Genomic DNA, 13,830 nt, shown 5'->3' with positions numbered 1-13,830 from the left:
TACTAAATAAAAACATGGCAAGAAAACAAGATAAGAATACAGTACAGAAATTTAATAAAATTTCTATTGGTTTAGCATCTCCAGAATCTGTTTTAGCAGCTTCTCGCGGTGAAGTATTAAAGCCAGAGACTATCAATTATCGAACTCACAAACCTGAACGTGATGGTTTGTTCTGTGAGCGTATTTTTGGTCCTGTAAAGGATTTTGAGTGTGCTTGTGGTAAATATAAAAGAATACGTTACAAGGGTATTGTTTGTGACCGTTGTGGTGTAGAAGTAACAGAAAAGAAAGTACGTAGAGACAGAGTAGGGCATATTAACTTAGTTGTTCCTGTGGCTCATATCTGGTACTTCCGTTCTTTACCAAACAAAATAGGTTACCTTCTTGGATTACCATCTAAGAAGTTAGATATGATCATTTATTACGAGCGTTATGTGGTTATTCAACCAGGTAATGCAATGAATGCTGAAGGTGAGCCAGTACAAAAAATGGATTTCTTGACAGAAGAAGAATATCTTAATATTTTAGAATCTCTTCCGCAAGAAAACCAATACTTAGAAGACACAGATCCTAACAAGTTTATCGCTAAAATGGGTGCTGAGTGTCTTATCGATTTATTAGCTAGAATTGACTTAGATCAGTTGTCTTATGAGTTAAGACACAAAGCTAATAACGAAACATCTAAGCAACGTAAAACAGAAGCTTTAAAGCGTCTTCAAGTTGTTGAAGCCTTTAGAGAGTCTAACGAAAATAGAGAGAACAGACCAGAGTGGATGATCATGAAGGCTGTTCCTGTAATTCCACCAGAATTAAGACCATTAGTGCCATTAGATGGTGGACGTTTTGCAACTTCAGATTTAAATGATCTTTACCGTCGTGTAATTATCCGTAACAACCGTCTTAAGAGATTGGTTGAGATAAAAGCACCAGAAGTGATTTTACGTAATGAGAAGCGTATGTTACAAGAATCTGTGGATTCATTATTTGATAACACACGTAAATCATCTGCTGTAAAAACAGATTCTAACAGACCATTAAAATCTTTATCAGATTCATTAAAAGGTAAGCAAGGACGTTTCCGTCAAAACTTACTTGGTAAGCGTGTTGATTACTCTGCACGTTCTGTAATTGTTGTAGGACCAGAATTAAAATTATTCGAGTGTGGATTGCCAAAAAATATGGCAGCAGAGCTTTACAAGCCTTTTATTATTAGAAAATTAATTGAAAGAGGTATTGTAAAAACTGTAAAATCTGCAAAGAAAATTATAGATAGAAAAGAGCCTGTTGTTTGGGATATCTTAGAGAATGTTCTTAAAGGACATCCAGTATTACTAAACCGAGCTCCTACGCTTCACAGACTTGGTATTCAGGCCTTCCAGCCAAAACTTATCGAAGGTAAAGCGATTCAGTTACACCCATTAGTGTGTACGGCATTTAACGCGGATTTCGATGGTGACCAGATGGCGGTGCATTTACCATTAGGACCTGAAGCAATCTTAGAAGCACAATTATTAATGTTGGCTTCTCACAATATATTAAACCCTGCAAATGGTTCGCCTGTAACAGTACCTTCTCAGGATATGGTACTTGGTCTTTATTATATGACTAAGTTACGTAAGACTGATAAAGATTTTACTGTAAAAGGTGAAGGACTAACATTCTACTCTCCAGAAGAAGTAACTATTGCTTACAACGAGAAGAAAGTAGATCTTAACGCAGGTATTAAAGTAAGAACAAAAGATTTTAACGAAGAAGGCGAGTTAACTAACCAAATTATTGAGACCACTGTAGGTCGTGTACTTTTCAATGAAAAAGTGCCTGAAGCAGCAGGTTATATTAATGAGGTATTAACTAAGAAATCTTTAAGAGATATTATTGGTAATATCCTTAAAGTTACTTCTGTACCAGAAACGGCTGAGTTCTTAGATGAAATTAAGACTTTAGGTTATAAGTTTGCCTTCCAAGGTGGATTATCATTTAGTTTAGGTGATATTATCATACCTGCAGAAAAGCATGCTATGATTGACGCTGCCAACAAGCAGGTGGATGGTATTATGGGTAACTATAACATGGGGCTTATTACTAATAACGAACGATATAATCAGGTAATTGATATCTGGACATCGACAAATGCTGAATTAACAGAATTGTCTATGAAACGTATCCGTGAAGATCAACAAGGATTTAACTCTGTATTTATGATGTTAGATTCTGGAGCTCGTGGATCTAAAGAACAGATCCGTCAGTTAACAGGTATGCGTGGATTAATGGCAAAGCCTAAAAAGTCTACTTCAGGCGGAGGTTCAATTATTGAAAATCCAATTCTTTCAAACTTTAAAGAAGGACTTTCAATTTTAGAATACTTTATCTCTACTCACGGTGCTCGTAAAGGTCTTGCAGATACGGCTCTTAAAACTGCCGATGCAGGTTACTTAACACGTCGTTTGGTAGATGTTTCACAAGATGTTATTGTTTACGAAGAAGATTGTGGTACATTAAGAGGTATCGAAGTTTCTGCACTTAAGAAGAATGAAGAAGTTGTAGAAAAATTAGAAGCGAGAATTGTTGGTAGAACATCATTAAACGATGTTTACGATCCATTAACTGAAGAATTAATTGTTGAAGCAGGCGGACATATTGATGATGCAATTGCTAAACAAATTGGTGATTCAGCAATCGAATCTATAGAAGTACGTTCTCCATTATCTTGTGAGGCTAAAAAAGGTATTTGTGTTAAATGTTACGGTCGCAACCTTGCTACAGGTAAAATGGTACAACGAGGTGAAGCTGTTGGTGTAGTTGCCGCTCAGTCAATTGGTGAGCCTGGTACTCAGCTTACATTACGTACATTCCACGTAGGTGGTATTGCTGGTAACATTTCAGAAGAAAATAAATTAACAGTTAAGTTTGACGGTGTTGCTGAAATAGAAGATCTTAAAACTGTAAAATCAAAAGATAACGAAGGAAACGAAGTTGATGTTGTTATCTCTAGAACTTCAGAATTAAAATTAACTGATGCTAAAACAGGTATTGTTTTAAGTACAAATAATATTCCTTACGGTTCTCATATCTTCGTTAAGCCTGGCGATAAGGTGAAGAAAGGTGATGTAATCTGTCAGTGGGATCCATATAATGGTGTAATTATTTCAGAATTTGCTGGTAAAGTGAAGTATGAAAACATTGAGCAAGGTGTAACTTACCAAGTAGAAATTGATGAACAAACAGGTTTCCAAGAGAAAGTAATTTCAGAATCTAGAAATAAGAAGTTAATTCCAACTTTATTAATTGAAGATTCTAAAGGTGAAACTATCCGTTCTTACAACTTACCTGTTGGTGCACACATCATGATTGACGATGGAGATAAGATTGAAATAGGTAAGATTTTAGTTAAAATACCACGTAAATCTGCTAAGGCTGGTGATATTACAGGTGGTCTTCCTCGTGTAACTGAGTTATTTGAGGCACGTAATCCATCTAACCCAGCAGTTGTAAGTGAGATTGATGGTGTTGTTTCATTTGGTAAAATTAAGCGTGGAAACCGTGAAATTATTATCGAGTCTAAATTAGGTGAGATTAAGAAGTACTTAGTGAAGTTATCAAGTCAAATTCTTGTTCAAGAAAATGACTTTGTTAAAGCAGGTATGCCATTATCTGATGGTTCTGTAACGCCAAACGATATTCTTAACATTAAAGGCCCAGCAGCTGTACAACAATACTTAGTGAACGAAGTACAAGAAGTATATCGTTTACAAGGTGTAAAAATTAACGATAAACACTTCGAGGTTGTTGTAAGACAGATGATGCGTAAAGTTAGAATTATTGATTCTGGTGATACCATTTTCTTAGAAAATCAGTTAGTTCATAAATCAGATTTCATAGAAGAAAATGATAAGATTTTCGGAATGAAAGTCGTTGAAGATGCTGGTGATTCTGAGAATTTAAAATCAGGTCAAATAGTAACTGTACGTCAGTTAAGAGATGAAAATTCAATCTTGCGTAGAGAAGATAAAAATCTTGTAACTGCCAGAGATGCTCAACCAGCGACTGCTACACCTATTTTACAAGGTATAACAAGAGCTTCATTACAGACTAAGTCATTTATTTCTGCAGCATCGTTCCAGGAAACTACTAAGGTTCTTAACGAAGCCGCTGTAAATGGTAAGGTTGATACTTTAGAAGGACTTAAAGAAAATGTAATTGTAGGACACAGAATACCTGCTGGTACAGGTGTTAGAGATTACGATAACATTATTGTAGGTTCTAAAGAAGAATTTGACCAAATGATGAAAGCTAAAGAAGAAATGAACTTTAACTAGAAGTTTGTTTGTCCTACGAAGGTAGGACTCTAAATAAATAAAAGCCTTCATTCTTTAAAAGTTTGAAGGCTTTTTAATTTTAAATTAAATACATATGTCAGAAGAAAAAAAGAATCCAAAAAAAGGACAAATAAATATAGAGTTAGACGAAAAGGTTGCTGAGGGTACATATTCTAACTTAGCAATAATTAATCATTCTGTTTCAGAGTTTGTAGTTGATTTTGTGAGTATTATGCCTGGTACACCTAAGAGTAAGGTAAAGTCTAGAATAATTTTAACACCACAGCACGCTAAGCGTTTACTTAAAGCTTTAGGAGATAATGTAGCGCGATTTGAAAAAGCTCATGGTGAAATCAAAGATTACGAGCAACCACCAATTCCACTAAATTTTGGACCAACAGGTCAGGCTTAAATTGAGAGTTTGAGGTTGCTCGACATTTATTAGGGGAGCAACTACCAATTCCACTAAATTTCGGACCAACAGGTCAGGTATAATGGTTTATTGAATACCTCTATTTAAGGAGTGTTTTGTATTTATAAAAACAATTGTAATTCAGTTTATTTTATTGCTTCAAGTGTCTTTTAAAAGAATTTATATCAGATAGTATTGAATTTTATTTTAAATGTCTTAAATCGCTTTAAATTAGTTTTTAGCTGTTTTAGACAAGAAAATCTAATGAAAATAAAAAATCCTTGCATTAAAACACTGCAAGGATTTTTTATTACTTATAAAGTAAGTCTTAAGCTACATCTTTTTGATTAAGATGATACTTTAACGCACCAGATGGGCATTTCTTAATCTGGTTTACAATCACATCTGTTTTTGCAGCATCTAAATCAATCCATGGAATCACAGAATTTCTAAACACTTCAGAAAGTTGTCTAGCACAAATACCAGCGTTTACACAACAACTTGGTTCATAGGTTACAGTAATTTCCTTGTTACTGAAAATGTTTGCATTTACATCCATAATAAGTAGATTAGTTTGGGGTTAATCTTATTACAAGATAAAATTATTACTATCCAATAGTAATCAAAACATCGTTTAAACGCAAAAAATATCGACAAAAAACATTATAATTTAACTAAAATGAAAAACTTTCTTACATTTTATTCAAACTCAGATGTCATATGAAAAGTAATACTCGGATATTTTTGTTGTGTCATTTGTAGGGTGAACATCGAATCGGCTAAAAAGACCAATTGATTTTGCTTATCTCTAGCTAAATAACGTTGTTTCACTCTTAAGAAGTCCTTAAACTCATCGCTCTTTTCATTGTCTGTATGTACCCAGCACGCCTTATGTACATTAAGGTTTTCATAAGTGCATTTAGCACCATATTCGTGTTCTAACCTATATTGAATAACTTCATATTGAAGCGCTCCAACAGTACCAATGACTTTACGACCATTGTAATCTAATGTAAACAACTGCGCAACACCCTCATCCATTAACTGATCAATACCCTTATAAAGTTGCTTAGCCTTCATTGGGTCAGCATTATTAATGTATCTAAAATGTTCTGGTGAAAAACTTGGAATACCTTTGTAATTAAGCACTTCACCTTCTGTTAATGTGTCTCCAATTTTAAAGTTTCCAGAGTCTTGCAACCCAACAATATCACCAGGATAAGATATATCCACAATTTCCTTCTTTTCAGCAAAAAAGGCGTTTGGACTAGAAAATTTAAGTTTCTTGTTATGTCTTACATGTAAATATGGAGTATTACGTTTAAATTCCCCAGAAACGATTTTTACAAATGCTAACCTATTTCTATGGTTTGGATCCATATTGGCATGAATTTTAAACACAAAACCAGAGAATTGTTTTTCGTCAGGTTGTACAAGGCGTTCTTCACTTTGCTTAGGTCTTGGTTTTGGTGCAATTTCCACAAAACAATCTAGCAATTCGCGTACACCAAAATTATTTAAGGCAGAACCAAAAAATACAGGTTGTAAGTTCCCTTTTAAATAAGCATCCTTATCAAATTCAGGATAAATGCCTTCTACTAATTCTATCTCGTCTCTTAGAGTTTGTGCTGCTTTATTACCAACAAGTTCATCTAATTCTTCAGAATTTAAATCAGAAATTTCAACAGTATCGTTTATATGCTGTTTGCTGTCATCTTTAAAAAGATTAACATTCTTTTCCCAGATGTTGTAGATGCCTTTAAAATCGTAACCCATACCAATAGGGAAACTTAAAGGAGTAACTTTTAGACCAAGTTTTTGTTCAACTTCATCTAACAAATCGAAAGCATCTTTTCCCTCGCGATCTAGTTTATTAATAAAAACAATCATCGGAATGTTGCGCATTCTACAAACTTCAACCAATTTTTCGGTTTGTTCCTCAACACCTTTGGCAACATCAATAACCACTATAACACTATCTACAGCTGTTAAAGTTCTAAAGGTATCTTCAGCAAAGTCTTTATGGCCTGGTGTGTCTAAAATGTTGATTTTAATGCCGTTATATTCAAAAGCTAACACCGATGTAGCAACAGAGATACCACGTTGACGTTCTATTTCCATAAAGTCACTCGTAGCCCCTTTCTTTATTTTATTACTTTTTACAGCCCCAGCTTCTTGTATAGCACCACCAAAAAGGAGCAGTTTTTCTGTTAAAGTAGTTTTACCTGCATCTGGATGTGATATAATTCCAAATGTTCTTCGCCTATTTATTTCTTCCTTAAAACTCATATATTGATTAAAGGTGCAAAAATAGTAATTACTTCATATTTTGAAGCTAAAAATTTACCATTCATCGAATAGTGCTTTCCACTCAACTTAAAATAATGGTCGTTCAGCTAAAAGAGAAATAGAAGTTTAACTATTTGGTAATTTTGTAATTATATTTCGAAAGAAAATCAAATGTTTCTTTAGAATGTTTTTCACATTCACAGAAATTTGGATTTAAGTACTTGCTAAATAAAATTTGAGGTTGATTAATAGCGAATCTCTTCTCTTAATTATTTAGAATTTTTATAGATGATAGTAGACATTTTAGAATGTTATTAAATAATATATTAAATTAAAGGGGTTTATTTAAATAGAAAAACCCTACAAAATAATTTGTTATTTACATTTTGTCGAATATATTTGCTTTTAATCGATAAAATTGAATTGTAATTGCATCAAATAAAATTGAATTATACTAAAACTATATAATAATATGAAAATCTCTACCCGATTCTCATTTGGCAAAAATTTATTAAACAAGTTTTTACTTGTGTCTGTTTTTGCTCTTTTCATGTTTGATACTGAGATTAATGCTCAGGTAAATTCTAATACATCTAGTCAGATTCCAACAATAAATTATGAACGTAATTTTCATAATTTTTGTGATGGTGAATATGACCAAGCTAGAATACGAAAAAGTCTCAAAAGCTTTTATGGAGGATTTCAAACATCATCTGGTCAATTAGCTTACAGAGCAGTCACTACAGTAGACCTTAATGGGGCAGGAGCAGGTACTGATGCAAATATATATACAGGGCCAACACCTGGGTTGGTAGGAGCAACTGTAGAGCCAGGTGCATTTGTGTCAACAAGTACTGGAACATTTACGCAGGCAGAGATAAATTTTACTGGTGCAGTTGATGGCACTAGAGAATGGGTAGCATTATTTGATCAACCTGCAGGTACTTTTAATACGCTTTATGATTTAGGAAGCACAGGTGTCACGGCAACTGTAGTTGCTGGTGGAACTACATTTACCGTTACACATCCAACAAACACACAATTTATAATTACTGAAGTTGGTAGTAATCCAATTCCAGTAGCAGATTTCAATACTTTTTTAACAGGTTTTCTTTACGGTCATCAAGATACACCTTTAACAGAGGGAGTTAGAGTGATGACAGTCACTATAACAGATCCAGATAATTCACTTAGTGCTCAGTCTAATATTAATGTAGGTTATGAGCCGCTAGCAGTTGATGATACTGATGCTATTGCAGCAGATGCAGTAGTACCAGTTACAGGAAATTTATTGTCTAATGATACTGACGCCTCATCTGGTCCAGGAAATGTTCTATCCATTTTTGAAGTAAATGGTTATACTGCAGCAGTAAATAATCCATTCTCCTCTACATACGGGGAAATCACTGTTTTAAGTGACGGAAGCTATTCATATCAGGTTGATGTTAATAATATAGCTGTAATAGGGATAAGAAATGGTGAAATTTTAGAGGATGTTATTTCTTACGCTGTTACCGATGATTTAGGTTTTATCGATTACGGCTACATCACTATAACAATTAATGGAGTTACAGAACCTCCTGTAGCTACTGATAATAACAACTCAGTAACCGTAGGGTCAATGCCTTCAGCAAATGGTAATGTTATAACAGATGATGATGGGAATGGTCCAGATAATACAGATAGACCTTTTGCCAATTTTATATGGGAAAACGAATTTACAACAACTGGTCCTTTTGCGAATATATCTACACCTGTTGATGGTCAAAGTAGAACAGATGCAACTACTGGTATCACCATTACATTTACTTCAACAGATCCAGATAATATTGGTGTAGCGGATCAAAACCAAGTAGTGTATCAAACAGCAACAAATGGTGGTCATACAGGATATTTTGGTTATGTTATTGATGGTGCAACAAACCCAGTGGCATCAACAACAACAATTATAGATTTTGATAATCCTGTGGTAAGTCTATCCTTTACTGCCTCAGATATAGACTATTCTCAGAACAATACATGGCAAGATCAAATAACTGTTACAGCAACTTTAGGTGGTGTTCCAGTAACTTATAATGCTCAAGTCTCAGGTTCTGTTATTCAGACAAGTAATACATTTCACGGTACAGGCTCTGTACCTGCAGACGATGCACATGGTAATATTAATTTCTTCTTTCCTAGTGCTGTAGATCAGGTTGTTTTAGAATATAATTATGGTCCAGATGTTACTGTACCAGATCAAGGTACACAAATAGCGGCAATAACCGATTTATTGTGGCAAGCTACAGATGTGCCTCGCGTTTCAGAGGTTTTTGGTGTCGATACAAATGTTGGTACCACTATAGCAACAACGTATGGCTTTATTACTATTAACTCAGATGGTTCTTATACGTATGATGTAGATCCTTTTAATTCTACAGTAGCTAATCTGCCTGTAGGTTCAACACTAGTAGACACTATTCCTTATACGTTAATAGATTCTATTGATAATTCAGGAAGCACATCAACAGCAGATTTAATAATTACCATTAACGGAAGCTTTGTTGATCCCTGTGATGCTTTGGCTTCAGGAAATACAGATACAGATGGTGATGGTATTAGCGATGCCTGTGATGAGGATGATGATAATGATGGAATTCTAGATGTTTTCGAACAAAATTGTACACCGATAACTTTGGGTAACTCAACAGTTGGATCAGGTGATTTTGCATCAGAAATTTTCTGGCTAAGTTGGACAGGTACCGATTTAGCCGATGGTATAGATAATGGTGATACAGCTATACTTACTTTACCAGATGGTGGAACTATTACTGCGGTAATTAGTAATGTTGAAGATTTAAACATTACCGAGTCTGCTACTTATGGTGCAGATAATGGTAATGGTCCGTCAGATTATTTTTTAAGTGATTTTAATACTTTTGGTGGTGCTAGGTTACAAACTGACTACAACTTAGCAGGTGCTTCAATATTTGCTAATTTTGGAGGTCCTGGTGATAATAACGACATAAGATTTGATATTGCTTTTACAGCTGTTTCTGCAGATGGATTTACGTATAGTCCTGACATTATTTTTGCTGATACCGAAGAGACCAACAATATTGCTTTTCCTGATGAAGAATTTCAACGTATCCTGACGGATGGAGAAAATTGGGAGCTCATAGAAAGTGTTTTTGGTACAGGTTATAATATATCAGGTGTTAATACAAATATAGTAGAGTATAATAATACAGGCGCAGGTGTACCAATCTTAAGAAGTAACAACACATCAAATTTGACGGTAACAATTAATGTAGCAGGACAAGTAGGTCAAGGAGGACAAGGATTTGCTTTTGGTGTTTACTTAGAATGTGTATCAATTGACACTGATAATGATGGAATTCCAGACCAATTAGATTTAGACTCAGATAACGATGGTATTTACGATGTAGATGAAGCAGGTAATGGCGCTTTAGATACAAATGGAGATGGTGTTATAGATAGTAGTGATGCTGGTTTTAATGATGGAGATGGTAACGGTGCAGATGATACAGCAGAAGCTACAACACCTATAGATACAGGTAGTGATGGAAGTTACGATTTCCAAAACACAGATAGTGATGGAGATGGATGTCCAGATGCTAATGAAGCTTATGGTACTAATACAGCAGCAGGAAGTGATGATGGTCAATTTGGTGAACCAGATCCAGCATCAGTAGACGGAGACGGTCTTGTTACAGAAGCAGGAGTAGATTATTCTTTAGGAACAAATTCTGCGGTTACAGATAATTCAACTATTGCAGGTTGTTTTACAATTATAGCTAATGATGATGATTTTTCAGCGACTCCTATAAATAGCTTAATACCTGGTTCAACAACACCAAGTGTATTTGCAGATAATGGAAGCGGTACAGATTTAGCTAATGGTGTTGCTGCTACAAATAGTAATATCTCAAATAATATTAGCATAAGTAATGATGGTGGTATGACAGGTGTTAATATTAATAATAACGGTACTATAGTTGTACCGCCTAATACACCTGATGGAACTTATTTTGTTGAATATACAATATGTTTACAAGCAGACAATACCGTATGTGATTCTGCAATAGCAACCATTGTCGTTCAATATATAGATCCATGTGATGCCGTAGCTTCGGGTAACTTAGATACCGATGGTGATGGAGTTAGTGATTATTGTGATCAAGATGATGATAATGATGGTATTTTAGATAGTAATGATATTGATTGTGCTTCAGGACCATTAGCCTTAGGTCAGACTTTTTCTGATAATACTGGGTCAAATTTTAATCCAGAATATGTTCCTAACATTTATGCTTATGGAGGTGCAAGTGTCACTTTTGGCTATGAGCTATATGGTGGATCTGCATGGAATCTTAGTGGTGTTACAAGCCAAAATAATCCTGCTATATTACCAGATGGAGAATATATAAATACAATTGCAGATGGTACAACCTATCCAGGAAACGATGTCGTTCGATATTATTTCACATTCACACAACCGGTTTATAATGTTAATTTTAAACTAGGCGGTCTTGATGATTTTGATAGAGCTGATTTTTTTGCAACTAATGGTACTGAAAATGTACCGGTTAATCTCTCTGATATTAATGTAGGAGCAAACCTTACAATTAATGGTCAAAGCGCAGTTACAGGTGCATCAGCAAATGCAAATGCTCCAGCTAATAGCATAGCTATACAAGTCGATGGACCAGTAACAGAAATCGTAATTACTGTTGGTAAGCAAGATGGAGATGAAGCAGATAATGTAGAATTACAGTTCTATGAAATGCAATATTGTGTGGCTGTAGATACAGATGGAGATGGTGTTAATGATATTGTAGATTTAGATTCAGATAATGATGGTATATATGATGTAGATGAAGTAGGTGGAGTAGATGCAAATAATGATGGTATGGCTGATGGCGCTGTAGATCCTTTAACAGGTATACCTTCAACTGCAGGAACAGGAATTACACCAATAGATACCTTAAATGATGGTAGTTTCGATTATCAAAACACAGACAGTGATGGTGATGGATGTCCAGATGCAAATGAAGCATATGGTAATGTCACAGCAGCAGGTTCGGATAACGGACAATTTGGTGAGCCAGATCCAGCAAATGTAGATGCAGATGGTTTAGTAGTAGAAGGTGAAATCAATTACAGTATTGGTACAAATACTGCTGTTACCAATCCATTACTTTCACCTGCATGTAACCCATGTGATGCTACTATTTCAGGAAACGATGACAACGATGGTGATAACGTTTCAGATATCTGTGACGCAGATGATGATAACGATGGAATTTTAGATATATATGAACTAGATTGTTCTTCAGGTCCAGTAGCTTTGGGACAAACTTTTGCAGATGCAACAGGTTCTAATTTTAATCCAGAGTATATCCCAAATTTATTCCCATATAATGGAGCAAGTGTAACTTTTGGATATGAATTAAGAGGTGGTGTTGCATGGAATGGAGGAGTATCTAGCCAGAATAATGGTGCTATTGCTCCTGATGGAGAATACATTAATACAATACCAGATGGTACAGATTTTCCAAATGGTGAAGTTGTAAATTATTACTTTACATTTACTCAACCTGTTTACAATGTAAACTTCAAAGTAGGTGGAATAGATGACTTTGATAGAGCTGATTTTGTTGCAACCAATGGTGCTCAGAATATACCAGTAAATATTTCAGATATTAATGTAGGTGCAAACTTAACTATTAACGGACAAAGTGCTGTTACTGGTTCTTCTGCAAATGCTAATGCACCATTCAATAGTATACAAATTGAAGTTCAAGGTCCAGTTACAGAGATAATTGTTACAGTTGGTAAACAAGATGGAAGTGTAGGTGATGTAGAATTACAATTCTATGAATTTGAATATTGTCTTGGTTTAGATACAGATGGAGATGGTGTTGATGATATCTTTGATTTAGATTCTGATAATGATGGAATCTATGATATTGATGAAGCTGGAAATGGAGCTTTAGATACTAATAATGATGGAATTTTAGACTCTAATGACACAGGTTTCAATGATGGTGATGGAAATGGTGCAGACGATACTGCTGAGGCAACCGCTCCTGTAGACACATTATCTGATGGAAGTTACGATTTTCAAAATACAGATAGTGATGGTGATGGGTGTCCAGATGCAAATGAAGCTTATGACAACCCATTTGTTTCAGGTTCAGATGGTGGACAATTTGGAGAGCCAGATCCTGCTTCAGTAGATGCGAATAATGGTTTAGTTACTGAAACAGGTGTAGATTATTCTATAGGAACTAATGCAGCTGTTACAGACCCTGGTATAGCAACAAGTTGTGTTATCAATCCTAGCATTACAACCGTTAAAACATTTGCAGATATAGACGGAAATCCTTCAACAACAGAATATAGTGCTGTAGGTGAAGTGATTAATTATACAATAACATTAACTAATAGTGGTAATGTTGATGTTTACAGTCCTACAATGGTTGATGCCACAGCAGATGCAGCACCAGTTAGAGGTGTAGATGCTCCAGGTAATAATGATGGAGTTTTAGATGTTGGTGAAACATGGACATATATAGTGTCCCACACAGTAACACAAACAGATTTAGATAATGGTTCATATACAAATACAGCTGAAGCTGATGGTTCTGCTGATACAACAAATGATGGTTCAGGAGATACACCTGTTGATAATGATGAGAGTGAAACTGTTAACGGAATAGAGTCCCCAAGTATCGAGGCGGTTAAGACCGTAGCGATCACCAATGACGTTGCCCCAGTCGGAGCAAGTTTAGGGGATACGGTAGAATA

General features: G+C 35.1%; 5 protein-coding genes. 3 read left to right on the top strand and 2 right to left on the bottom strand.

From position 1 onward, the window contains the following. The first annotated feature begins 14 nt into the window (after positions 1–14). Positions 15–4,316: a DNA-directed RNA polymerase subunit beta' gene (rpoC, locus tag V1468_RS13100; protein ID WP_331810683.1), complete on the top strand. Its 4,302-nt coding sequence runs from the start codon at positions 15–17 to the stop codon at positions 4,314–4,316. Positions 4,317–4,410: 94 nt separating this feature from the next. Then, complete coding sequence (locus V1468_RS13095; protein WP_076617118.1) at positions 4,411–4,728, top strand: DUF3467 domain-containing protein; 318 nt, start codon at positions 4,411–4,413, stop codon at positions 4,726–4,728. A gap of 328 nt (positions 4,729–5,056) precedes the next feature. On the opposite strand, the gene V1468_RS13090 is transcribed toward V1468_RS13095, so the two are convergent. Both V1468_RS13090 and V1468_RS13085 read right to left on the bottom strand, forming a co-directional pair. After that, positions 5,057–5,287 carry a (4Fe-4S)-binding protein gene (locus V1468_RS13090; protein ID WP_331810682.1) on the bottom strand — a complete coding sequence of 77 codons (231 nt, stop codon included), beginning with the start codon at positions 5,285–5,287 and terminating at the stop codon, positions 5,057–5,059. A 140-nt stretch (positions 5,288–5,427) separates the two neighbouring features. Further along, the gene (locus V1468_RS13085; protein WP_331810681.1) at positions 5,428–7,017 is read right to left on the bottom strand and encodes a peptide chain release factor 3; all 1,590 of its coding nucleotides are present in this window, start codon (positions 7,015–7,017) and stop codon (positions 5,428–5,430) included. A gap of 472 nt (positions 7,018–7,489) precedes the next feature. Between V1468_RS13085 and V1468_RS13080 the strand changes: the two genes are divergently transcribed. Beyond that, positions 7,490–13,830: DUF7507 domain-containing protein (locus V1468_RS13080; protein ID WP_331810680.1), on the top strand; the 6,341-nt coding region annotated here is incomplete at its 3' end.

Source organism: Winogradskyella poriferorum (genome assembly GCF_036553625.1).
Lineage (GTDB): Bacteria > Bacteroidota > Bacteroidia > Flavobacteriales > Flavobacteriaceae > Winogradskyella > Winogradskyella poriferorum.
This window is presented reverse-complemented; position numbering and strand designations above follow the sequence as displayed.

What these genes read in the sequence shown, in the direction of transcription:
- V1468_RS13085 (WP_331810681.1), bottom strand. Translation starts at nt 7,017, where the DNA reads ATGAGTTTTAAGGAAGAAATAAATAGGCGAAGAACATTTGGAATTATA.
- V1468_RS13090 (WP_331810682.1), bottom strand. Translation starts at nt 5,287, where the DNA reads ATGGATGTAAATGCAAACATTTTCAGTAACAAGGAAATTACTGTAACC.
- rpoC (WP_331810683.1), top strand. Translation starts at nt 15, where the DNA reads ATGGCAAGAAAACAAGATAAGAATACAGTACAGAAATTTAATAAAATT.
- V1468_RS13095 (WP_076617118.1), top strand. Translation starts at nt 4,411, where the DNA reads ATGTCAGAAGAAAAAAAGAATCCAAAAAAAGGACAAATAAATATAGAG.